Origin of the sequence: Streptomyces sp. A2-16 (assembly GCF_018128905.1) — a bacterium.
In the GTDB taxonomy this organism is placed as follows: domain Bacteria; phylum Actinomycetota; class Actinomycetes; order Streptomycetales; family Streptomycetaceae; genus Streptomyces.
This window is the reverse complement of the sequence record NZ_CP063808.1, coordinates 2,202,944-2,226,486: the sequence shown is the minus strand read 5'-3', so window position 1 is coordinate 2,226,486 and position 23,543 is coordinate 2,202,944. Positions and strand designations below refer to the sequence as shown.

The following is a 23,543-nucleotide window of genomic DNA, read 5'->3' as shown; positions in this document are numbered from 1 at the left end:
CCCCGTACCGTCATGGGTATGAGCCGCACTCCCCCCGCACGTCGTCTGCGCCTCGGGCTGCCCCGCCGGGTGTTCTCGCAGGTGCTTCTGATGCAGTTGGCGATCGCCGCGGGAGTCGCGGTGCTCGCGACCGGACTGTTCCTGGCGCCTCTCAGCAACCAGCTGGACGACCAGGCGATGCGCCGGGCCCTCGCCATCGCCCAGACCACCGCCGCCGAGTCGCAGATCGCCGAGCAGGTCAAGGACACGCCCCCGCTGCCCAACGGCCCCGTGCAGAAGGAGGCGGAGCGAATCCGCCGGGCGACCGGGGCCGAGTACGTCGTGGTGATGGACTGGCGCGGCGTCCGCTGGTCGCACCCCACCCGCAGCGAGGTCGGCAGGACCGTCTCGACCGACCCCGGCCAGGCGCTGGCCGGCGACGAGGTCATGCAGATCGACAGCGGCACCCTGGGCCGTACCGCCCGCGGCAAGGTGCCGCTGTACGACAGCGAGCACAAGATCGTCGGGGCGGTCTCGGTCGGCATCGCCTACGACAGCGTGCGCGCCCGGCTGATCCACGCGATCCCGGGGTTGTTCGCCTACGCCGGCGGGGCCCTCGCCGTCGGCGCGCTGGCAGCCTGGCTCATCTCCAGGAGAGTCCAGCGGCAGACCCGTGACCTGGCCTTCTCCGACATCTCCGGCCTCCTCGCCGAGCGCGAGGCCATGCTGCACGGCATCCGGGAGGGCGTTGTCGCCCTGGACCGCGCCGGACGCATCCGCCTGCTCAACGACGAGGCCAGGCGTCTGCTGGGCATCGGCGACGAGGCCGTCGGCCGCTCTCCCGACGAGGCGCTCGGAGACGGCCGTACGGCCGATGTCCTGGCCGGACGGGTGACAGGGACCGATCTGGTCACCGTCCGAGGCCAGCGGGTGCTGGTCGCCAACCGCATGCCCACGGACGACGGAGGTGCCGTCGCCACCCTGCGCGACCGCACCGAACTGGAGCAGCTCGGCCGGGAGCTCGACTCGACCCACGGGCTCATCGACGCCCTGCGCGCCCAGGACCACGAGCACGCCAACCGGATGCACACGCTCCTGGGGCTGCTGGAGCTGGAGATGTACGACGACGCCGTGGAGTTCGTCGGCGAGGTCGTGGGCGACCACCGGGCCACCGCCGAACAGGTCACCGAGAAGATCGAGGACCCGTTGCTCGCCGCGCTGCTGGTGGGCAAGGCGACCGTCGCCGCCGAGCGCGGGGTCGCCCTGTGGGTCTCCGACCGCACCCGGCTGCCGGACCGGCTGGTCGATCCGAGCGGCCTGGTCACCATCGTCGGCAACCTCGTGGACAACGCCCTGGACGCCGTCGCCGGTGCCCTGCACGCGCGCGTGGAGGTCGAGCTCCACGCGGAGGGCCGTACCGCCGTCCTCAGGGTGCGCGACACCGGGCCCGGAATCCCGGTGGAACAGCGCGAACTGGTCTTCACCGAGGGCTGGTCGACGAAGGAGCCCCCCGCCCACCGCGGCCGCGGACTCGGGCTCTCCCTCGTGCGCAAGCTCGCCGAACGTCAGGGCGGCAGCGCGACCGTCGGGGAGGCCGCGGGCGGAGGCGCGGAGTTCACCGTCGTACTGCCCGACGCCCTGGCCGAGCCGCAACCGGCGCTCACCGCGCCGACCGCCCGGCAGACCGCGGTTGGCGCCACCGAGGAGGAGTCGTGATGATCGAGGTCCTGGTCGTGGACGACGACACCCGCGTGGCGCGCGTGAACGCCGCCTACGTCGAGAAGGTCCCCGGCTTCCACGTGGCCGGGGAGGCGCACAGCGCGGCGGAGGCACTGCGGCAGCTGGAAGCGCTGCCCCAGGTCGACCTGGTGCTCATGGACCACTACCTGCCCGACGAGACGGGCCTGGCGGTCGTCCAGGAGATGCGCCGGCGCGGCCACCAGACCGACGTGATCATGGTGACGGCCGCGCGGGACGTGACGACCGTGCAGGCGGCGATGCGTCACGGCGCGCTGCAGTACCTGGTCAAACCGTTCGCCTTCGCGGGCCTCAGGGCCAGGCTGGAGGCGTACGCCGAGCTGCGGCGCACCCTGGACGGCGGCGGCGAGGCGGAGCAGGCCGAGGTCGACCGCATCTTCGGTGCCCTCTCCTCGCCGGCGGAGCCCGATCTGCCCAAGGGGCACTCCCCCACCACGGTGGAACTCGTCCGCAGGTCCCTGATGAACGCCGAAGGGCCGCTGTCGGCCCAGGAGATCGCCGACCGCACCGGGGTGAGCCGGCAGACCGCCCAGCGCTATCTGAAGCTCCTGGAGCGCACGGGGCGGGCCAGACTCACCCTCAAATACGGCGACGCGGGCCGCCCGGAACACCGTTACGTGTGGGCGACCCGCGCGTGAGGAGGTGTCTCGCGCTCAGCCGGTGGTGCTCTGCGCGGCCTTCTCGACGAACTCCGTCGTGTACGTCTTGTCGAGGTCCACGTCGGCGTTCTGGATGTTGGGGTTGAACGCCTTGAGGACCTTCTCGACGGTCTCGGGGCCGTCCTTGGGCATCACGCCGTCCTTGGTGAACATCGGCAGCGTGTTCTTGATGGCCACCGAGTAGAGCAGCTTGTTGCCCTGTGAGTAGTCGGCGGGCATCTTGTCGGCGATCTGGGTCGCGCTGTGGGTGGACATCCACTTGAGCGTCTTGACGAATGCATTGGCCAACTTCTGGACGGTGTCCTTGTGACTGTTGACCCAGTCCGTCTGCATGTACAGGCTTGACGAGGGATACGGTCCGCCCAGCGCCGCGTCCGAGCCCTGGGGCGTGCGCATGTCCAGGAGGATCTTGCCGGCCTTCTTGTCCAGGATCGTCGCCACGGTCGGGTCGGTCGTCATACCGCCGTCGATGGCCCCCTGCTGGAGCGCCGAGATGAAGGTCGGCCCCGCGCCGACGGCGACCGGGGTGAAGTCGCTGACCTTCACGCCGTTCTTGACCGCGAGGTACTTGGTCAGGAAGTCGGTCGAGGAGCCGAGGCCCGTGACACCGAGCTTCTTGCCCTTGAAGTCCTTGGGCGAGGTGATGTCGCCCGCCGCCTTGTTCGACACGATCTCCACCTCGCCGGGCGCGTGCGAGAACTGCACGACCGACTCCACGTCCTTGCCCTTGACCTGCAGGTCGAGTGTGTGGTCGTAGAAGCCGACGGCGCCCTGGACCTGGCCGGAGACGAGCGCGGTCTCGGCCTGGACGCCGGCGGGCTCGCTCAGCAGTTCCACGTCGAGTCCCTCGGCGTCGAAGTAGCCGAGCCGCTGGGTCAGCATCGCGGGCAGGTAGATGACCTTGTCGAGGCCACCGACCATGATCTTGACCTTGGTTCCCTTGCCGTCGCCCTTGCTGTCGGAGCCGGCGGAGGCCGTGCTGGAGGCGTCGTTCGCACAGGCGGTGAGCGAGGAGAGGGCGAGCAGGCCGACGGCAGCCAGGGAGGTGTATCTGGCGGTCTTGCGCATGGGGTTCACGTCCTTGTGAGGGGCGGTGCGGGAAGGGCTGAAGCGGGGAGGGGGCAGTTGTCGCGCGGGCTCAGCTGTCGGAACTCGCCGGCTTCCAGCGGAAGATGCGGCGCTCGGCGAAGGTGAGCAGCCCTTCGGCGAGGAGTGCGACGACGGCGAGGATGACCATCGCGGCATACACACCGGCCGCGTTGAAGGTGCCCTGCGACTGCGCGACGAGCAGGCCGATGCCCTTGGTCGCGCCGATGTACTCGCCGACGATCGCGCCGATGAGGGCGAAGCCGAAGCTGACGTGCAGGCTGGTGAAGATCCAGGAGGTCGCGGACGGGATGACGACCTGAAGCGTCACCCTGCGGTCGCTCGCGCCGAGGATGCGGGCGTTGGCGACCAGGTTGCGGTCGACCTCGCGGGCGCCCTGGAAGGCGTTGAAGAAGACCGGGAAGAAGACCAGGACCACGGCGGAGGCCACCTTGGAGGCCGGTCCGAGTCCGAACCAGATCACGAAGATGGGTGCAAGGACAATCCTCGGGATCGAGTTGAGCACCTTGATGTATGGACCAAGGACGTCGGCAAGCAAGGTGATCCGCCCCAACGCAATACCGAAGACCACGCCGGCCACCACACCGACGATCCAGCCGAGCAGCGCCTCGTACAGCGTGTACCAGATCTGTTCGCCCAGGGACCCGAGTGCAGTCCCGTGCGTCACCCAGGTCCAGATCTGGTCCCAGATCTTCGAGGGCATGGAGAAGTTGAAGGGATCGATGACCTCGGCCCGGGAGAGGACCTCCCACAGACCGAGGACCACCACCAGCAGCAGCACCCGGGACGCGGCGACGACGATCCGGCGTCTGCGGGCGGCACGCGCGCGTGAGTACGCGCGGTCGGTCTTGGCGCCGGACTCGCTCGGGGCGGGCGCCACCTGGGCTTCGGGCAGGACGTCAGGCGACATGGGCGGCACCCCTCTCGCGGGTGATGCGGACCTCTTCGCCGAGGGACTCCCAGATCTCGCGGTAGATCTCGATGAACCGCGGTTCCAGGCGCACCGCCTCGACCTTGCGCGGCCGCGGCAGGTCGATCTCGAAGACGTGTTTCACGGTGGCGGGCCCTGCCGTCATCACGACGACCTTGTCGGCCAGGGCGATGGACTCCTCCAGATCGTGGGTGACGAAGACGACGGAGGCGCCCGTGCCCTCCCACAGTTCGAGGAGCTCGTCGGACATCAGGGCCCGGGTCTGCACGTCGAGCGCGGAGAACGGCTCGTCCATGAGCAGGATCTCGGGATCGTTGACGAAGGTCGCGGCGAGTGCGACCCGCTTGCGCTGGCCACCGGAGAGCTGATGGGGGTAGCGGTCCTCGAAAGCCGCGAGGCCGACCCGGGCGAGCCACTCCCGCGCCTGCTGCCGGGCCTCCGCCTTGGGCACACCGCGGAAGCGGGGGCCGGCCATGACATTGGACAGGACGGTGCGCCAGGGGAAGGTGGCGTCCTGCTGAAAGACGAAACCGACCTTGTCGCCGACTCCCCTGACCGGCTCCCCGACGACCAGAACCTCCCCCTCGGACGGCTCCTCCAACCCGCTGACCAGCGTCAACGTCGTCGACTTGCCACAGCCCGTGGGACCGACGACCGCCACGAACTCCCCACGCCCCACCGTGAGATCAAGTCCCCTGACGGCCGTGTGCAGACCCCCCGACGGGGTCCGGAATGTCTTGCTCGCGCCCCGCAACTCGATGGCGGGGCTGGTGTCTGCGCTCATGGCCGGGGACGGTAGATGTGGCCTGCGCCACGGCATCAGTCTTCTGGGCACATGCCGTTCTTTTGCTTGCAACGGCCTGTTGTGCTCGTTTTGCGCGCGCTACAACAGCGAAGCCGAAACACGGGCGTTACGCCCGCCAGGCCTTGAGGGAAAGAGGCCCGATGATTGACGTCCTGGTCGTGGACGACGACTTCCGTGTCGCCGAGATCAATGCCAAGTACGTGGGAAAGGTTCCCGGCTTCCGGGTGGCCGCCCGCGCGCACAGCGCCGCCCAGGCGCTCGCCAGCGTGCAGCGCGGGACCATCGACCTGGTCCTGCTCGACCACTACCTGCCCGACCAGACGGGCCTCGAACTCGTCCACCGCATGCGCGAACAGGGCCACGGCACCGACGTCATCATGATCACGGCAGCCGGCGATGTGACGACCGTCCAGACCGCGATGCGCCTGGGCGCCCTCCACTACCTCGTCAAGCCCTTCACCTTCGCTGCCCTGCGCACCCGCCTGGACTCCTACGCCGCCCTGCGCCGCACCGTCGACCGGGTCGGGGGCCGTGGCGTCGCCGGCCAGGAACAGGTCGACCGGATCTTCGGCGCCCTGCGCACCACACCGGCTCCCGCCTCCCCCGGACTGCCCAGCGGCCACTCGGAGCCGACGACGGACCTCATCTGCCACGTCCTGCACCACGCCGACCACCCGCTGTCGGCCCACGAGGTCGCCGCCGAGACGGGCCTGAGCCGCTCCACCGCCCAGCGCTACCTCCGCCACCTCGAACAGGCCGGCCGCCTCCGCCTGTCCCTCCGATACGGCGACACGGGGCGCCCGGAACACCGGTACGCGTGGGTGGCGCCATAGCCGTACGCGGCGAGAGGCGCCACCTGCAGACGTCGTACACCGCAGACGGCTGCCCGTACGCCGCGAACGGCAGCCGTACGACGAAGACGGTCGCCGTCGGGCCAAGACAGTCGCCGTACGACGACGAGGGCGCCGCCATGTCGCACGCGCCGCCCCTACACGGCCCCCGCCCCCGTGAGTGACCGCACCTCGGTCTCCGCGTGCTTGGCCTCGTCGGCGATCTCCGCAGAGGTGACCGTGCCGAGCCAGCCCGCGACGAAGCCCAGCGGGATGGAGACCAGGCCGGGGTTCTGCAGCGGGAAGTACTGGAAGTCGACGCCGGGGAAGAGCGATTCGGGGCTGCCGGACACCACGGGTGACAGCAGCACCAGAGCCACGGCCGGGATCAGACCGCCGTAGACGGACCAGACGGCGCCCCGGGTGGTGAACCCGGGCCAGAACAGCGAGTAGAGCAGCACCGGCAGATTGGCGGACGCGGCGACGGCGAAGGCGAGGCCCACCAGGAACGCGACGTTGAGGTCGCGGGCCAGCAGGCCGAGGGCGATCGCGATCACACCGATCCCGACCGCCGCGGTCCTGGCCACGGCCACCTCGCTGTGCGGCTTGGCCCGTCGGCGTCGCAGTGAAGCGTACAGGTCGTGGGCCACCGAGGCCGAGGAGGCGAGCGTGATGCCGGCGACCACGGCGAGGATCGTGGCGAAGGCGACGGCGGCGACGACCGCGAACAGAACCGTTCCTCCCGTGGAGTCGGCTCCGCCGCCCAGGTCAAGGGCCAAAAGAGGGACAGCGGTGTTCCCCGCTGCGTTCGATCCCCGGACCGTCTCCGGTCCCACGATCGCCGCGGCACCGAACCCGAGGACGATCGTCATCAGGTAGAAGCCGCCGATGAGCCCGATCGACCAGACCACCGAACGCCGTGCGGCGCGTGCCGTGGGCACGGTGTAGAAGCGGGACAGGATGTGCGGCAGCCCTGCCGTTCCGAGCACGAGCGCGAGTCCCAGGCTGATGAAGTCCAGGCGCGCGGTCCAGTCCCCGCCGTACTTGAGGCCGGGCGCCAGGAAGGACTCGCCGTGACCGCTGCGCTCCGCCGCGGTGAGCAGCAACTGGTCGAAGTCGCCGTGGAACCGCACCAGCACGAGCACGGTCAGCACGATGGTCCCGCCGAGCAGCAGGACCGCCTTGACGATCTGGATCCAGGTGGTCGCCCGCATCCCTCCCAGGGACACATAGATCACCATGAGCGCCCCGACGGCGATGACCGTCCAGGACTGTGCCGCCTCGCTGGTGCCCCCGAGCAGCAGAGCAACCAAGCTGCCCGCGCCCACCATCTGCGCCACCAGATAGAGGACGGACACGGTCACGGAGGAGGTGCCCGCCGCGATCCGCACCGGCCGCTCACTCATCCGCGCGGCGACCACGTCGGCGAGCGTGAACCGCCCGCAGTTGCGCACCAGTTCGGCGACGAGGAACAGCACCACCAGCCAGGCCACGAGGAAGCCCACCGAGTAGAGCATCCCGTCGTAGCCGAAGAGCGCGATGAGCCCGGAGATACCGAGGAAGGACGCTGCCGACATGTAGTCGCCCGCGATGGCAAAACCATTCTCCATCGGCGAGAACAGTCGGCCGCCCGCGTAGAACTCCTCCGCCGAACCATGCCGGTGGCGGCTCACCCATGTCGTGATCCCCAGCGTGACCGCGACGAACGCGCTGAACAGCAGCAGCGCCAGAGTCTGATGGTCCCCCGTCACGACACACCGCCCCGTGCTGTGCGCGTCAGTTCCTGCGTGTCCCACCGCAGTTCGAGCGCCGCCCGGTCCCTGCGCAGCCTCGCGTGCCGGGCGTACGCCCAGGTCAGCAGGAAGGTGGTGAGGAACTGCCCGAGTCCCGCGAGCATCGCCACGTTCACCGCGCCGGCCACCGGCCGCGCCATCAGCCCCGGCGCGCTCGTCGCCGTCACGACATAGGCCACGTACCAGGCGAAGAAACCGATGCCCGCCGGTACCACGAACCGCCGGTACCTGCTGCGCACCTCCCGAAAGGCAGCGCTGCGCTGCACCTCGAGGTAGACGTCGGCCGCCGCCGCGGCCCGGACCTCGCGCTCCGCGCGCGCGGACGCGACCGGCGCCCCGGGTGTGCCGTCACCGCCCGTCTCACCCCAGCCGGAGGCAAGCGCGTCATACCAGGGGTCGTCGTAGCGCACCCCGGCGGACGCGTCGGCGCGGGCCACCTCGTGGCCGTCGGGGTTCTCGGCCGAACTCTCGGCGTCACCCCCGCTTCCGCGGGGACGAGCGTTGCTTGACTGCATGCCCAAGGATGGACAGAACGGGAAGATCCCCGACTCTTCTTCCTGACGCTCTTCACCCCATCAGGTGATTCCTCCCATCGGTGGCCGTACAAGCCCCTTCGCATAGGCGTAACGCACCGCCTGCGCACGGTCCTTGATGCCCGTCTTGGCGAAGAGGTTGTTGATGTGTGTCTTCACCGTGGCGGTCGAGACGTGCAGTTCGCGGGCGATCTCCTGATTGCTCAGTCCCTCGGCGATCAGCGCCAGCACCTCGACCTCCCGGGCGGTGAGCCCGTCGGGCGCCTCCGTCGGCAGCGGTTGCGGCGGTTCGGGGTCGGACAGTCGCTCCAGCAGCCGCCGCTGGATGCTCGGTGACAGTCCGGCATCCCCGGAGAGCACGCTGTGCACCGCCCGCACGATCTCGTCACCCCCCGCGTCCTTGGTGAGGTAACCCCGCGCCCCTGCCCTGAGCGCCGGGAACAACGACTCGTCGTCCCCGAACGTCGTCAGCACCACGACCTGCGTCCCCGGGTATTCGGCCCGGATCCGCCGGGTCGCCTCCACGCCGTCGCAGCGGGGCATGCGCAGATCCATGAGCACCACGTCCGGGGCGAGTTCGGCGACGAGCTCCACCGCCTCGTGACCGTCCCCGGCCGCGCCCACGACCTCGATCCCCGGCAGCAGACCGAGCAGCATCACGATGCCTTCGCGCACCACGGTCTGGTCGTCCGCGACCACCACACGCGCGGGCTTCGCCTGTGCTCCCTCCGTCATACCGGCACCTTCAACGTCACCACGAACCCTTCGTCGTCCGGCCCGGCGTCCAGCGAACCGCCCAGGAGCTCGGCGCGCTCCCGCATCCCCAGCAGACCGTACCCGCCCCCGGAGGCGGTGAGTTCACCCGGCGAACCTCCCGAGTCCCGCACGACCAGCATCACCTGGTCCTCGCCGTACTCCAACCGCATCCGGACCTTGGCCCCCGGCGCGTGCTTGCGGACGTTGGTCAGGGCCTCTTGAGCGACCCTGCGCACGGCCTGCGACGCCTCGGCCGACAGCGCTCTGCGCTCACCCGAAACGGTGGCCTCGGCTCCGTCGGCCGTCCCGACGAGCTGAGTCAGGAACTCCTCCAGCGGTGTCATGTCCCCGCGCAGAGCCGACAGCGCCTGCCGGGTCTCCGCGAGACCGTCGCGGGCCATGCCTCGCGCCGCCACCACCCGTTCGAGGATCTGGTCCCGCCCCGCGCCCCGTTCGATGAGCAACCGGGCTGCCTCCAGGTGCACGAGCTGGGCCGAGAGACTGTGGGCCAGCACATCGTGGATCTCCCGAGCGATACGGGCGCGCTCCGCGAGGGCCGCCGACTCCGCCTCGGCCACCCTCGCGGCCCGCTCCTGGTTGAGCAGGCGTTGCGCGTTGCCGCGGGCCTCGGCGTCCAGCCGCAGGACATAGCCGGCCAGGGCGAGTCCCGCCGTCGTGGCCAGGGTGGTCAGCCACACGTCGTCGTTGACAGCCGCGTAGAGGGCGAGGGCCACCACGGTCACGGGCAGGGCGGCGGCGATGGGCAGCCGCTCCAGAGCGGTGATGGCGCAGCCGCACCACAGGACGAGGGCAACGGCCCCGAAGTCGGCGACCTGGGCGGCGACCGCGATCGCCAGGAGGACGCCGTAGAGCGCCATGGAGGGCCAGAGCCGGTGCGCCAGCGTGGTGCGGAAGAGCGCCCAGGCGACGACTGCGGACAGGAGGATCGCCGCCACTGCGCCCAGCACGCTCCAACCGCGTACATGAGTGCTGTTGAAGGCGCCCCAGAGGAGCATGGCGAGCACCAGCGACCTCGTGACCCAGCCGAGCACTCGCCGGGGACGCGTGGCCGCCTCGCGCTTGAGTGCCTCTCGGGAGGGCCAGCGGGTCCAGGCGTTCTCCGTCACGCGCGTTCCTTCCCCGTGGAGTGGAACATGGGCTCACCGTACGCCGGGGCCGGTGCGGCGGCAGGGCGCAGGGAATGCGCTCGCTGGACGAGAATCCCGGAGCGCACGAGCAGGGTGGCTGCCAGGGCGAGCAGCAGTGCGGAGGAGTTCTGGTGGACACCGATCGCCGCGCCGAGTGCGAAGAGGCCGACACGCACACCGATGCCCACGGCCCAGACAGCGCCGCTCGCCCTGGTGCTCCTGCTCCACACCGCGCCGTCGGGCTCCGCCCATATCCGGCTCGTCCAGGCCCAGCCGGCTCCGATGGCGAGGCCGGTGAGCAGCTCGGCGGTGAGCAGGACGACGGATGCCGTGCGGTGATGGGCGTCCACCAGCCCCGGCTCGCGAAGGGCCACGACGGCCAGGACGACGGGCAGCAGCCACCAGCGCCGACCGGCGTCGATCCGGCTCGCCCGGAACTGGCGGGCGATCACCACGACCACCACGACCACGATCAGCAACGCGTCGACGAGCCCGGACATCACAGCCTCCGTGAGCGAGAAGGGGACTGTCGGCAGCGGATGCCGCCGACACCTTCGAAGCTACGGAAATCCGCAGGCCGGGAGATCGGAGCCGGGGTGGATCACGGGTGGAATCTCAGGCGGGCGACTCCTCCACCCCTGGGTGGAGCCCGCCGAACCGGACCTTCGCAAGCAGGGCGATCCGGAACTGGCCCTTCCGGGCCAGGGCTGACGGAATCCGGGCCGACGCAGTACGGGCCTTCGGAACCGGGACAACGGATCCGAGCCTTCCGAACCCGGGCCCACGGAATCCAAGCCTTCCGAACCCGGGCCTCGCCGGAACTCAGGCCCGTCAAGCCCACTCTCGGACCCAGGCCTTCGGACCCAGTCGTCGCCCCGAAGGCCAGACAAGCCAGACGCAACGGGAGCCACCCACACCACCGACCACGCAAGCCCCCCGTCAGCGCCAGCGCAAAAGCAACAACCCGGTCGACCATGCCCGGGGCCGGTCGCAGAACCAGCCCCGGCCCGCCCCTACGCGTCGATGCGCGACCGATCCAGCGTCGCGGCCGAGCCCGAGATGAACTCCTTGCGCGGCGCTACGTCATTGCCCATCAGCAGATCGAAGACCTGCTCGGCAGCCTCCAGATCGGCGAGGTTGATCCGCCGCAGAGTCCGGTGCCGCGGGTCCATCGTCGTCTCGGCCAGTTGGTCGGCGTCCATCTCGCCCAGACCCTTGTACCGCTGGATGGAGTCCTTGTACCGGACCCCCTTGCTCTGGAACTCCAGCAGCTTCTCGCGCAGCTCACGGTCCGAGTAGGTGTAGACGTACTTGTCCTGGCCCTTCTTCGGCTGGACGAGTTCGATGCGGTGCAGCGGCGGCACCGCGGCGAACACCCGGCCCGCCTCGACCATGGGCCGCATGTAGCGCTGGAACAGCGTCAGCAGCAGGCATCGGATGTGAGAGCCGTCGACGTCGGCGTCGGTCATCATGATGATCTTGCCGTAGCGGGCCGCGTCGATGTCGAAGGTCCGGCCGGACCCTGCTCCTATGACCTGGATGATCGCACCGCACTCGACGTTCTTGAGCATGTCGGTGACGGACGACTTCTGGACGTTGAGGATCTTGCCGCGAATGGGCAGCAGCGCCTGGAACTCAGAGTTCCGGGCGAGCTTCGCGGTACCGAGCGCGGAGTCGCCCTCGACGATGAACAGTTCGCTGCGGTCGACGTCGTCGCTGCGGCAGTCGGCGAGCTTGGCGGGCAGCGAGGAGGTCTCCAGAGCCGTCTTGCGGCGCTGTGCGTCCTTGTGCTGGCGGGCCGCGATACGCGTGCGTGCAGCGGCGACCGCCTTCTCCATGACGACCCGGGCCTGGGCCGCGGTATCCCGCTTCGTGGACGTCAGGAACGCCTTGAGCTCCTTGGAGATCACGGTGTTCACGATGCGGCGGGCCGCCGAGGTGCCGAGGACTTCCTTGGTCTGGCCCTCGAACTGCGGCTCGGCGAGGCGAACGGTGACGACTGCGGTCAGGCCCTCGAGAGCGTCGTCCTTGACGATGTCGTCCTCGGCGACACGCAGCATCTTCTTGGCGCGCAGCACCTCGTTCATCGTCTTGGCCACGGCCTGCTCGAAGCCGGCGACATGGGTGCCGCCCTTGGGAGTGGCGATGATGTTGACGAACGACCTCAGGGTCGTGTCGTAGCCGGTCCCCCAGCGCATCGCGACGTCCACGCCGAGTTCGCGGGTGACCTCGGTGGGCGTCATCTGGCCGTGGTCGTCGAGGACCGGGACGGTCTCCTTGAAGGTCCCCTGGCCGGAGAAGCGGAGGACGTCGTTGACCGGCTTGTCGGTGGCCAGGTACTCGCAGAACTCGCTGATGCCACCGTCGAACCGGAACGACTCCTCGCCCTTGCTGCCGCCTTCGCCCAGCCCGTACTCGTCACGGACGACGATGGTCAGGCCGGGCACCAGGAACGCGGTCTGGCGAGCGCGCTGGTGGAGGTTCTCGAGGGAGAGCTTGGCATCCTTGAGGAAGATCTGGCGGTCGGCCCAGTACCGCACGCGCGTGCCGGTCCGGGTCTTGGGGATCCTCTTGGCCTTGCGCAGGCCGCTCGCGGCCTCGAACTTGGCGTCGGGGCCGATGGCCGCGAAGGCACCCGGCACACCGCGCCGGAAGCTGATGGCGTGGGTGTTGCCTGCGCGGTCCACCTCGACGTCCAGCCGCGCGGACAGGGCGTTCACCACGGAGGCGCCCACGCCGTGCAGACCGCCGGAGGCGGCATAGGAGCCACCGCCGAACTTGCCGCCGGCGTGCAGCTTGGTCATGACGACCTCGACGCCGGACAGACCCGTCTTGGGCTCGACGTCGACCGGGATGCCCCGGCCGTTGTCCCGGACCTCCACGGACGCGTCGTCGTGGAGGATCACCTCAATGTGGTCGCAGTACCCGCCCAGGGCCTCGTCGACGGAGTTGTCGATGATCTCCCACAGGCAGTGCATCAACCCACGGCTGTCGGTCGAGCCGATGTACATACCCGGGCGCTTGCGTACGGCCTCGAGCCCCTCGAGGACGAGCAGGTGCCGCGCGGTGTAGTTGGACCCGTCCCGGTCTGCTCCTGCCAGCAGAGCTGTGGACGGCACGGACGTCTCGGCGGTCACGCGGTTCGCTCCTCGCTGAATTTCAGGTGAGGCCCTTGTGGGTAAGGGCGCGGCTTCGGTCGCCGCCAAGAGGGTACCGAGGCCTGGTAGAGCCGTTGTAACGCCACCCTCGTGCGGAAACACAGACTAGTCCACGGTCGCATACCTGTTCGATCCCTCGATGGGGTGAAGTACATATCACGTTCCCTTGGGGGCATGAACCATTTAGGCTCCGGGCACGTCCTCATGAACAACCGGCAACCCAGCCGGGAGGACCGACCTTGACCGACAGCGCGAAACCGTAAGACACACAGACACGCAATACGGCACATTCGCCGCCAAACCGGCAGCAGCCAGCCGTCCGGAAAATTTCTCTCTGGGTGAAGCCCCGAGCGGGAACGTTTTGGGGCTGGTTGGATGTTGACCCTGGTACGACAGCTCGTCGAGCTAGAGAAGAGGCGACGTGACTACTGTTCTGACCCCCGCGAGCCCGCTGACGGCCGCTGACCGCTGCGACCGCTGCGGCGCCCAGGCGTACGTGCGCGTCGTCCTGCTCAGCGGCGGAGAACTGCTCTTCTGCGCCCACCACGGTCGCAAGTTCGAGCCGGAACTCAAGAAGATCGCCGCTGAGATACAGGACGAGACGGAGCGGCTCACGGCCGTTCCCGCATCCGCCTCAGAAGAAGAGCGCTGACACCTCGCGTCCACGACGAGCCAGCTCCGGCACAGGCCGGCACAAGGGCGGCTGTCCCTGCTCCCAGGGGCAGCCGCCCTTACTCATGGCTCTTGTGGGGCGCGCATCGCCCTCAAAGTGCTGTCACGCGATTCCGTGGCGTCCGTCCCCGGCATGGCGGCCATCCACAGCGTGACGACCGTCCCAGTCGAGCGTTTTCATGACCTCGGACACACGGGCGTAGACACCGGGCCGGCCCGCTCGCCCGCAGCCGCTGCCCCAGGACACCAGCCCTACAAGCTTTCCTCCGGCGACCAGCGGTCCACCACTGTCGCCCTGGCAGGCGTCACGGCCACCCCAGTCCTCCCCGGCGCACAACATGCTGTCGGCCCGGTAGGTGCCGTCCGCACCACCCGGATAGGCCTCCTCACAGCTCGCGTCGGACATCACGTGCACGCGTGCCGCCCGCAGACTGCGCGCATAGTCGCCGCCGCCCGTGGCGTCACCCCAGCCGTACACCGTGGCGCCGGTCCCGGGTGCATACGCGGCGTCGCCGGCCGCCGCCATGGCGATCACGGCGCTCTGCGGCAGCGGCTCCGCGAGCGTGAGGACCGCGAAGTCGCCCGCGTTGCTCTGCGGGTCGTAGCCCGGATTCACCCAGGCTTCGCGCAGGGCGATCTCCTCCCCCTGGTCCGAGAGAAGATCCGTACGGCCCGCGATGACACGGAAGTCCCTCACCTGCTCCGGCGGTGCCCCCAGGACGTCCTCGCCCATGCAGTGGGCCGCGGTGAGCACCGTCATACGGCCGACGGCGACACCGCCGCAGAACTGCCCGGCGCGCGTACCCCCGAACCGGTCACGGCTGGACAGGGCCACCGTCCAGGGCGCCTTGGACACGTCGACCGGGAATCCCCCGACGACGATGTTGTCGGCGGCCACGGGGGCGGCCGACACCAGCGGTATGGCCGCCGCCACGGCCGCCAGAACCAGCGGCCGGGCCAGCGCCCGGGTAATGGGATGACGCATGCATGCTCCTCACTCCGGGGTGATGATCGGAAACCCAGAGTCATGCAGGGTGCCTGTGCGCGCAGCACGAAGGCCCGGCCCCCGAGGAGGGACCGGGCCTTTCGTGTCGTAGGACTACGACCTAGTCGAGGTAGTCGCGCAGCACCTGCGAACGCGACGGGTGGCGCAGCTTCGACATGGTCTTCGACTCGATCTGGCGGATGCGCTCGCGCGTGACGCCGTAGACCTTGCCGATCTCGTCGAGGGTCTTCGGCTGACCGTCGGTGAGACCGAATCGCATCGAGACGACGCCCGCCTCGCGCTCGGACAGGGTGTCGAGGACGGAGTGCAGCTGCTCCTGCAGGAGGGTGAAGCTGACCGCGTCGGCCGGGACGACGGCCTCGGAGTCCTCGATGAGGTCACCGAACTCGCTGTCGCCGTCCTCGCCCAGCGGGGTGTGCAGCGAGATCGGCTCGCGGCCGTACTTCTGGACCTCGATGACCTTCTCGGGGGTCATGTCGAGTTCCTTGGCCAGCTCCTCCGGGGTGGGCTCGCGGCCCAGGTCCTGGAGCATCTGGCGCTGCACGCGCGCGAGCTTGTTGATGACCTCGACCATGTGCACCGGGATACGGATGGTGCGTGCCTGGTCGGCCATGGCGCGGGTGATCGCCTGACGGATCCACCAGGTGGCGTACGTGGAGAACTTGTAGCCCTTGGTGTAGTCGAACTTCTCGACCGCGCGGATCAGACCGAGGTTGCCCTCCTGGATGAGGTCCAGGAAGAGCATGCCGCGGCCGGTGTAGCGCTTGGCCAGGGAGACCACCAGACGGAGGTTGGCCTCCAGGAGGTGGTTCTTGGCGCGGCGGCCGTCCTCGGCGATGATCTCCAGCTCGCGCTTGAGCTTGGGGGCGAGCTTGTCGGCGTTGGCCAGCTTGTCCTCGGCGAACAGACCGGCCTCGATGCGCTTGGCGAGCTCGACCTCCTGCTCGGCGTTGAGGAGGGGGACCTTGCCGATCTGCTTGAGGTAGTCCTTGACGGGGTCGGCGGTGGCACCGGCCACGGCGACCTGCTGGGCCGGCGCGTCGTCCTCGTCGTCGTCGGAGAGGACGAAGCCCTTGTTCTCGGCCCCCTCCTCTTCCTCCTCGCCCGGCTTGATCTCCTCGAGGACCTCGTCCTCGACGGCCTCGGCGTCGTCCTTCTTGGCAGTCGTCTTCTTCGCCGTCGCCGTCTTCTTGGTGGCGACGGTCTTCTTCGCGGCCGCCTTCTTGGTGGCGACGGCCTTCTTCGCGGCGGGCTTCGCGGGCGCTTCGCCCTCGACTGCGGGCTCGGCGGCGGGAGCCGCGGGGGTGGCGGTGGCGGTGGCCTTCTTCGTGGTCACCGTCTTCGCCGCGACCGTCTTGGTGGCGGTGCGCTTGGCCGGGCTCTTCGCTGCGACGCTCTTTCGGGTGCGCTTGGGCTCCGCGGCACTGACCATCAGCGTCACACCCTCTTCCTCGAGGATCTGGTTGAGGCTGCGCAGTACGTTCTTCCACTGAGTGGCCGGAATCTGGTCAGCTTCGAAGGCCCGACGCACGTCATCGCCGGCGATCTGCCCCTCAGCCTTTCCCCGCTCAATGAGAGCCATGACAGAGACGGACTCGGCGATCTCCGGCGGGAGCGTACGGGATGTGCTGGCCGACACGAACAACCTCTCGGAACGTTGGAAAACGGCTTCCGGCCCCGTCCAGGGCGGACAGGAGCCGACCACCGGCCTGGGAGTGGCCGACGGCGCGGGCGGGGGGCCGGGAAGATGCACAGCGCCTGAAACGGCGTCCGTATTCCCTCCGCGGCTGTCACCTCTTAGGTCATCGCGCTGTTCCCGCGAGCGTTACGCCCAATCTGCGTGGCCCGAGTCACACCCCGTAAGCAATCAAAAACGGTCAGACAAGGACAGACAAGGCCACCCGCCTGCCCCGACCAGCGATGCCCTGTGATGCCGTCACCACGCCGCGCCGTCGGACCCCGCAGGAACCGTGGGGCTCCTGCGGGGTCCGACGACGGCGGTTCGGCGGCCGAACGATGTCGCAGGAGGGGAAGAACACCCTCGGCCGCGCGGCCCGCGGTGCGCGGTCAGTGCTCGCGCGGGGCGGGCACCACGCGCTCCACCTCGGGATGGACGGTCAGCAGTTGGCGCATGGCCGCTTCCGCCGCCGCGCCGTCGCCTGCGGCGAGGGCGTCGGCAATCCGGCCGTGGTGCGCCAGGGAGGACTCGTTCGGCCGGTCACAGCCGGTGACCGGAGCACCGGAGACCTGGAGGGCGGCGGAGACGATCCCGGAAAGGTGCTCCAGCATGCGGTTGCCCGCGAGCTGGATGAGCAGGGAGTGGAACTCGGCATCGGCGCGGGAGAAGGTGAGCGCGTCGCCCTGGCTCATGGCGTGGCCCATGATCTCGACCATGTCACCGAGGCGCTGCTGGACGTCCTCCCTGCCATGACCGGCGGCCAGCCGCGCGGCGAGCGGCTCGATCGTCCAGCGCAGCTCGCTCAGCTCCCGGCGCTGGTCGTCGCGCTGCGGTCCGAAAGCACGCCATTCGATGATGTCCGGGTCCAAGAGGTTCCAGTCGCTGACGGGACGCACGCGCGTGCCGACGTTGGGACGGGCACTGACCAGGCCCTTGGCCTCCAGGACGCGGAGCGACTCACGGACGACGGTACGGGAGACCTCGAAACGCTGGCCGATCTCCTCGGGGACCAGCGGGCGGTCGGCGCCGAGGTCACCGGAGACGATCATCTGGCCCAGCTGCTGGACGAGTTGGCCGTGCAGTCCGCGCCCGCGGCTGCCCGCGGCCCGTCGGCCCACGCGGCCCAGCTCCGGGTCCGAGCCGTCCCAGACGGAGGCTCCGACGCGGCCTGCGGCCGGGGCCTCGGCGTAGGGGTAGCGGTCGAGTTCGCCCGGGCCGGCCAGACCGGAGTCGGCGGAGCGGGCGGCGGTCATCATGGTGTGCGCAAGGGTACTCACGGATCCTTTGTCGGCGTTGCCTCCAACTCCCTTGAGGTCTTTGGTGAAAAGCACACGAAAGGGTGATCGCTCACCCCGTCGCAATTGACGCCTTATCGGAAAGAAATGCGCTTTCGTCGGGAAGTTGTGCGCAGGTCGGGACCGGAAGCGCCCGGACGGTCGTCATCGGACCCTGCTGCGCAGGGTCGTGAACAGATACGCGCAGACCAGAGCGGTCAGGGACAACGTCAGTGCGCCGCCGACGGGTTGAGCGATCACCCGCACCGCCCCGGTGAGATAGCGCTCTCCACCGAACGGCCACTGCGACAGGAAGACCTCGCGCAGCCGCGCGGGAAGACCCACCGCGGCTCGCATGGATGCCCCCTGCAGAGCTTTTTGCACGAGGGGGACGACGAGAACGGGAACGGCGACCACGGCGGCGAGCCCGGCTGTGGTGGACCGGAAGACGCCGGCGGCCAGCACACCGGCCCATGCGCACCCGACCACGAGTCCGAACCAACTCGCGCTCAGCAAAAACCAGTCGGCGGGAACTTCCGTGAGTTCCCGTCCGTAGACGAGATAGAGCACTTCGGCGTCGCAGCCCAGCGTGAGAAAGGCCAGCGCCAGCGCGGTGACGGCGGTGACGACGAGTTTCGCGGTCAGCAGTCCCAGTCGACGGGGGACGGTGCCGCGGTCCGCGGCCAGGGCGGGGTGGCGGAACTCGTCGCCGAACGCGAGCGCGCCGAGCAGTCCGGCTCCGAGTGCGGCCGGTGGCAGCGGCAGCTCCCTCGGCCACGCGGCCAGCAGACGCGCCTGCGGAGTGTGACCGACTCGCGCCAGGAATACGGCGGTGAGGGCGGACGTGACGAGCACGGCGGCGGCGGTGAGGAACCCGGTGCCGATCCCTGCCGCGCGACGCAGTTCGTAGCGCAGAGGACGCAGGGGGCTGGGGGCGGACCGGACGGAGATGGGGGGCGGGAGGGAGGGCAGGGGGGCGGGGGGCCTGGAAACCGTGGCGGCGCCCTGAACGCCGCCACCGCTTCCCGCAGCCGGGCGGGCACCTGGAACGTCGTGTGCCGTCCGGTCCCCATGCTTATCCGATCCGGCGGGCACCACCGTGTCTCCGTGCACCTGGGAACCGCTCTGCGGTGCGCTCTGATCGAGCTCGACTCGGCCGCTCGACCTCTCCGTCCCGGCCGGCTCGACGGCCCCGGCATCAAGGAGCTCGCCGGACTCCGGCCCCTCGCCCGCTGCCGGGACACCCTGGACCGCCTCCAAGGCCTCGCCTGGAAAGGGGCCGGCACCGGGTCCCATGTCCCCGATCTCGTCGGCGAGTTGGTGGACGAGGATGCCGTGGCGGAAGGCAGTCTCACCGATGTCGGCACATGTACTGCCGTACACGGACAGACGGTTGCCGCCCTCCCGGACGACTTCGACGGAGCGGTGTGCCGTGCGGGCCTCCTTGGCGAGCAGGGCGGCGAGGCGGGCGACATGGGGGGTACGGACGGCGACACGGGGCCGGAGTCTGGTGCGGGCGAACTCCGCGGCCGCCTGGTCCGCGACGACTCTTCCTTGATCGAGTGTCACTACGTGATCTGCGGCGCGTGCGGCCTCTTTCGGCTCGGCCGTGGTGAACAGGACCGTGCCGCCCTGAGTGGCGTGGGCTCGCAGCATGCCGTGCAGCCAGTGGCCCTCACGAGGGGCGAGTCCGTCGGCGGGATCGTCCAGTACGAGAGTGTGCGGGTCCGACAACAGGGCGCAGGCCAGGCCGAGACGGCGGTCCATGCCGCGTGACAGGGCGCCGAGCCGCTCGTCGCGCAGGCTGACCAGGCCCACCACCTCGAGCACCTCGTCGGCACGCCGGACCGGGACACCGGCCGCGGCGCACAGCATGCGCAGATGACCGCGGACCGTGCGCGCGGGATGGCCGGGCACATCGCCCATGAGGACGCCGACCTCGCGTGAGGGATGCGCGATGCGATGCAGCGGACGGCCCCTGAAGTAGGTGAGGCCACGGCCCTGTTGGAGTTCGAGCATCAGTCTGAGCGTCGTCGTCTTGCCCGCACCCGTCGCTCCGAGAAGCGCGGTGACATGGCCCGCGCGGGCTTCGAAGGACACGTCGTCGACCGCGGGCGGGAGGTCCTTGCGGGAATTGCTGGTCAGTCCGAAGGCCTGGATCACCCGTAGCAAGATAGCGCGTTATGTCCGGTTTTCCGGTCCGTCACACTTCGGGACGCAGCATCGGAGGGTTGAGAAGGGTGGCGCCGCCGGCCCTGAAGAGCTGGGCGGGGCGGCCGCCCTGGCGCGTGGTCGTGCCTCCGGTGGGGACCAGGAAGCCCGGTGTCCCTGTCACCTTGCGGTGGAAGTTGCGGGGGTCCAGTGCCACGCCCCACACCGCCTCGTAGACACGGCGCAGCTCGCCGACGGTGAACTCGGGTGGGCAGAAGGCGGTGGCCAGCGAGGAGTACTCGATCTTCGAGCGGGCGCGCTCCACTCCGTCCGACAGGATCTGCGCATGATCGAAGGCGAGTGGTGCGACCGGCTCTCCGTCCCGGCCGTAGCCGCCCTGCTGCAACAGTTCTTCGACGGGTGCCCAGCGCGCGTTGCTGGCGTCGCCGCCTGCCCGGGGAGCGGGCAGGTCGGGGGCGAGGGCGAGGTGGGCGACGCTGACCACGCGCATCCGTGGGTCACGCTTGGGGTCGCCGTAGGTCGCGAGCTGCTCCAGGTGCGCTCCGTTGTCCTGGACGGGGACAGCGGGGTCGTGGGCGCGCAGCCCCGTCTCCTCGGCCAGCTCACGGGCGGCAGCCTGCGCCAGGTCCTCATCGGCCCGTACGAAACCGCCGGGAAGCGCCCAGCGCCCCTGGAACGGCGGCTCGCCCCTGCGCACCGCGAGCGCACACAGGGCGTGGCGGCGCACGGTCAGTACGACCAGGTCCACGGTGACGGCGAAGGGCGGAAAGGCTGACGGGTCGTAGGGCATGCGGCGATCATAGTCGTCTGCCTGACGATAAACAGTCCCTTCGCCGGTCGCATCGGTGGTTGATCCACTCCGCCCGGGCCAGGTCCTGCCCCGCCCCCCTGTCTGTGTCGGACGTGGTGTCGTTCGAGGTCACGCCTTCAGTCGCAGCCCTTCGGCAACCTCCTCGGCCATGGCCAGCCCGAGTCTGCTGACCCGGACCGAGAACGGGGCCTCCGCGACCCTGAGTCCGGTCAGGACGATCTCCCCGAGAGGCACGCTGCGCACCGGGCGCAGTGTGACCGTCCCCGCCGGGACGTCGGGGCGGATTCCCGCCAGGGTGCTCAGCAGCAGGACTCCGGAGGCGGCCGCCGTGGCCGCGGGACGGCAGGCCGCCGGGTGCGGAAGGGGGGCGCTCCCGTCGGTGCGTCGCTCACCCGCGTACATCTCGGGGAGCCGGTGTCCGAAGGCCTCAGCCGCGGCCAGCAGACCTCGCAGGAGCGAGCCGGCTTCCTTCTCGTACCCGGCTGCGGCCAGGCCGGAGACGGCGATCGCCGTCTCGTGGACTCTCACGGTGCCGGTGCGGTGGCCGAACGGGTTGTAGCCCTCCTCGTTCGTGCCCAGTCCGCGCAGCCCCCAGCCTGAGTCCATGGCCGGGCCGCCGAGCAGCCGGGCGAGCTGCTCGGTCTGCACCCTGTCGAGCAGGCCGGGCGCCAGTTCGCCTCCGCCCAGCAGGCCGGTGTCCAGGAGATGCGCGGCCGCGGCACCGAGGTGCGGCACAGGGCGCCCGTCGGGGCCCCTGGCGGCCGCCGGTCGACCTCCGCCGCGATCCTCGACCCAGAAGTCCCGGCGGAAGGCCGTACGCAGTGCGCGGCCCCATTCCCGCAGCGCCGCGCCGCCAGGTCTGTCGAACACGTCGAGCAGGTCGGCACCGAGTACGGCCGCGCGGTGCGCGTGGGCCTGTGTCTCGCAGCGGGCGGGGCCGCCGGATTGTGGATCGCACAGGTATGTCGTGTCCCCGACCGCTGCCCGCATCCAGGCCAGGCATCGTTCGGCTGTGGGGAGCAGCTCTTGCGTCTCCTGGTGCGAGAGCCCCCACCGGAAGGCCTCGGCGAGGAGGGTGGGGAAGAGCAGGGTCGCCTCGGTGCCCGTGCAAGCGGGTGGAAGGTGCGCGCCCGCGTCCCGGCGCGGCCCGGGGATCAGGCCGGACTGGGCTGTCCGCCCGCGGAGTTGGGTGCGGGCGAGGGTCCGAAGGGTGCCGGCGGCGAGTCGGGTGCCGAGCGGCAGCGCCATCCGGGCTGCGGCGAGTGCGTCGGCGGGGGCCAGGCCGCAGCGCCACGGGGCTCCGGCCGCGAGGTGGGTGTCGGTGGGGTCTGCCGGATCGCGCAGCAGCAAGGACCGGAGATCCTCGATGCTCGTGTGCAGGAGCGGCTGGACCGCGGAGTGGTCTCCTGTCGCACGGGCCGAGGTCAGGGGGCTGGTCGCCGCGCGCCCCACAGCCCGGACGGGGCCCGCGCCGTCCAGGCGTACCCGCAGCTCCAGTCCGGCCGTGCCTCCGGGGGGCAGGTCGAGTTCCCAGCGCAGCAGGCCTGCCGACGCGAGCGCGTCGGCGGGCGGTGGGTCGGCCGTGACCGTCGCCTCGCCTGCCGCGCAGGACCAGCGCAGGCCGGAGTCGTGGACGGTTGCCGGCAGTTCGGGCCCCGCTCGGCCCGACGCGATCGCGCCCAGGTCCGCCAGGTCCGTACCGAGTGCCACCTCCACCGGCAGCCGCAGGGGGCGGGCCGCGGAACTGTGCAGCAGGATGCGCTCCGTCCCGTCCGCGCGGCGTGTGCGCTCCACGACCACGTCCGGGTCCGGGCCGCCGCCCTGGGCGACACGCGCGGTGGCCACGAAGCGCGCCCGGTCCGCCGCGGTCGTCCGTGCCTGGACCACCACCGGCTCACGGCCGGCTACACGGATCCGGCACCGGGAGAGCACGCGTCGGCCTGCGTGGTAGAAGCCCTCCAGCCCTTGGCCGGTCAACTGCCCTTGGTCCGTGGAGATGGCGAGGCCCGGAAGGGCCACGCAGATGATGACCGAGTGCGCCGGGGGGAGTTCGGCCGGGCCCCGGGAGCCCGGATAGGAGTTCTGTGGCGGCGGACCGGAGGGGACGGGCGAAGGGGGACGGGAAGGACGGCTGGCCGTCGGAGGCTGAGTCCAGCCCGGCGTCGCGGGTGTCGACGGGCGTCGTACGGGCCTCGACGGAGGCTCACGGTCCCACGACGGTGAGGGGGCGAGGTCCTTGCGGTCCTGTTCCGGAGCCGGGTTCCGACGGTGCTCGGCTGCCTGCGAGGTGGGCCGGGTGCCGCTCGGGAACCTCGGCTCAGGCATGTCGTCGTCCGTGGCCCGCGGCGGCGGACCGGCGCTCTGTCGCCATGCCGTCGCTGGCGCGCCGAGGGTGGGGCGGCCTTCGTCGGTGGAGGGCGGAGTCGGCTGATGCAAGGGGTGCTTCCTCTGCGCTCTGCGCGGCTCGGGCGTG

19 protein-coding genes are annotated in these 23,543 nt (G+C 70.3%); 4 read left to right on the top strand and 15 right to left on the bottom strand.

Features of this window, described 5'->3' with window-relative positions; all coding sequences use genetic code 11:
* Positions 1 to 18: 18 nt before the first annotated feature.
* Together IOD14_RS10135 and IOD14_RS10130 are read left to right on the top strand one after the other, a co-directional pair.
* Positions 19 to 1,695 carry a sensor histidine kinase gene (locus tag IOD14_RS10135; protein WP_212670083.1) on the top strand — a complete coding sequence of 559 codons (1,677 nt, stop codon included), beginning with the start codon at positions 19 to 21 and terminating at the stop codon, positions 1,693 to 1,695.
* On the top strand, positions 1,695 to 2,375 hold the full coding sequence (locus tag IOD14_RS10130; protein WP_212673241.1) for a response regulator: 681 nt from the start codon (positions 1,695 to 1,697) through the stop codon (positions 2,373 to 2,375). The genes IOD14_RS10135 and IOD14_RS10130 overlap by 1 nt, the downstream gene beginning before the upstream one ends.
* Positions 2,376 to 2,390: 15 nt before the next feature.
* Here the strand turns inward: IOD14_RS10130 and IOD14_RS10125 are convergent, their stop codons facing one another.
* The 3 genes from IOD14_RS10125 to IOD14_RS10115 all read right to left on the bottom strand — a co-directional run bounded on the left by IOD14_RS10125 (position 2,391) and on the right by IOD14_RS10115 (position 5,218).
* Positions 2,391 to 3,464 carry an ABC transporter substrate-binding protein gene (locus IOD14_RS10125; protein WP_123992059.1) on the bottom strand — a complete coding sequence of 358 codons (1,074 nt, stop codon included), beginning with the start codon at positions 3,462 to 3,464 and terminating at the stop codon, positions 2,391 to 2,393.
* A gap of 70 nt (positions 3,465 to 3,534) precedes the next feature.
* Positions 3,535 to 4,413 (bottom strand): ABC transporter permease, encoded by an 879-nt coding sequence (locus IOD14_RS10120; protein WP_123992058.1) that lies wholly within the window; start codon positions 4,411 to 4,413, stop codon positions 3,535 to 3,537.
* Positions 4,403 to 5,218 carry an ABC transporter ATP-binding protein gene (locus IOD14_RS10115; RefSeq protein ID WP_123992057.1) on the bottom strand — a complete coding sequence of 272 codons (816 nt, stop codon included), beginning with the start codon at positions 5,216 to 5,218 and terminating at the stop codon, positions 4,403 to 4,405. Before IOD14_RS10115 ends, IOD14_RS10120 begins: the two co-directional genes overlap by 11 nt.
* 161 nt (positions 5,219 to 5,379) lie before the next feature.
* Between IOD14_RS10115 and IOD14_RS10110 the strand changes: the two genes are divergently transcribed.
* Positions 5,380 to 6,072, top strand: a complete 693-nt coding sequence (locus IOD14_RS10110; RefSeq protein WP_123992056.1) for a response regulator — start codon at positions 5,380 to 5,382, stop codon at positions 6,070 to 6,072.
* Between the two features lie 155 nt (positions 6,073 to 6,227).
* Here IOD14_RS10110 and IOD14_RS10105 read toward each other — a convergent pair whose 3' ends face one another.
* The 6 genes from IOD14_RS10105 to IOD14_RS10080 form a co-directional block, all read right to left on the bottom strand.
* Positions 6,228 to 7,820 carry a cation acetate symporter gene (locus IOD14_RS10105; RefSeq protein ID WP_212670082.1) on the bottom strand — a complete coding sequence of 531 codons (1,593 nt, stop codon included), beginning with the start codon at positions 7,818 to 7,820 and terminating at the stop codon, positions 6,228 to 6,230.
* On the bottom strand, positions 7,817 to 8,377 hold the full coding sequence (locus IOD14_RS10100) for a DUF485 domain-containing protein (RefSeq protein WP_212670081.1): 561 nt from the start codon (positions 8,375 to 8,377) through the stop codon (positions 7,817 to 7,819). Before IOD14_RS10100 ends, IOD14_RS10105 begins: the two co-directional genes overlap by 4 nt.
* 60 nt (positions 8,378 to 8,437) lie before the next feature.
* Entirely contained in the window at positions 8,438 to 9,130 is a 693-nt protein-coding gene (locus IOD14_RS10095; protein ID WP_123992053.1) for a response regulator transcription factor, read from the bottom strand.
* Positions 9,127 to 10,278: a histidine kinase gene (locus IOD14_RS10090; RefSeq protein ID WP_212670080.1), complete on the bottom strand. Its 1,152-nt coding sequence runs from the start codon at positions 10,276 to 10,278 to the stop codon at positions 9,127 to 9,129. Before IOD14_RS10090 ends, IOD14_RS10095 begins: the two co-directional genes overlap by 4 nt.
* Positions 10,275 to 10,799, bottom strand: a complete 525-nt coding sequence (locus tag IOD14_RS10085) for a DUF1453 domain-containing protein (RefSeq protein WP_123992051.1) — start codon at positions 10,797 to 10,799, stop codon at positions 10,275 to 10,277. Before IOD14_RS10085 ends, IOD14_RS10090 begins: the two co-directional genes overlap by 4 nt.
* Positions 10,800 to 11,312: 513 nt before the next feature.
* Entirely contained in the window at positions 11,313 to 13,436 is a 2,124-nt protein-coding gene (locus IOD14_RS10080; RefSeq protein WP_123992050.1) for a DNA topoisomerase IV subunit B, read from the bottom strand.
* A 442-nt stretch (positions 13,437 to 13,878) separates the two neighbouring features.
* On the opposite strand from IOD14_RS10080, the gene IOD14_RS10075 reads away from it, so the two are divergent.
* Entirely contained in the window at positions 13,879 to 14,109 is a 231-nt protein-coding gene (locus IOD14_RS10075; RefSeq protein WP_053848812.1) for a hypothetical protein, read from the top strand.
* Positions 14,110 to 14,232: 123 nt separating this feature from the next.
* Here the strand turns inward: IOD14_RS10075 and IOD14_RS10070 are convergent, their stop codons facing one another.
* The 6 genes from IOD14_RS10070 to IOD14_RS10045 all read right to left on the bottom strand — a co-directional run bounded on the left by IOD14_RS10070 (position 14,233) and on the right by IOD14_RS10045 (position 23,089).
* Positions 14,233 to 15,114 (bottom strand): serine protease, encoded by an 882-nt coding sequence (locus IOD14_RS10070; RefSeq protein ID WP_212670079.1) that lies wholly within the window; start codon positions 15,112 to 15,114, stop codon positions 14,233 to 14,235.
* Positions 15,115 to 15,235: 121 nt separating this feature from the next.
* Positions 15,236 to 16,774: an RNA polymerase sigma factor gene (locus tag IOD14_RS10065; protein ID WP_123992048.1), complete on the bottom strand. Its 1,539-nt coding sequence runs from the start codon at positions 16,772 to 16,774 to the stop codon at positions 15,236 to 15,238.
* Positions 16,775 to 17,202: 428 nt separating this feature from the next.
* Positions 17,203 to 18,090, bottom strand: coding sequence for an FCD domain-containing protein (locus tag IOD14_RS10060; RefSeq protein WP_123992047.1), 888 nt, complete (start codon positions 18,088 to 18,090; stop codon positions 17,203 to 17,205).
* A gap of 162 nt (positions 18,091 to 18,252) precedes the next feature.
* On the bottom strand, positions 18,253 to 20,250 hold the full coding sequence (locus tag IOD14_RS10055) for an ATP-binding cassette domain-containing protein (protein WP_212670078.1): 1,998 nt from the start codon (positions 20,248 to 20,250) through the stop codon (positions 18,253 to 18,255).
* Between the two features lie 40 nt (positions 20,251 to 20,290).
* A complete protein-coding gene (locus IOD14_RS10050) occupies positions 20,291 to 21,049 on the bottom strand; it encodes an NUDIX hydrolase (RefSeq protein WP_030326766.1) in 759 nt (252 codons plus the stop codon).
* A 129-nt stretch (positions 21,050 to 21,178) separates the two neighbouring features.
* Entirely contained in the window at positions 21,179 to 23,089 is a 1,911-nt protein-coding gene (locus IOD14_RS10045) for a glycogen debranching N-terminal domain-containing protein (RefSeq protein ID WP_249125889.1), read from the bottom strand.
* Positions 23,090 to 23,543: the final 454 nt, after the last annotated feature.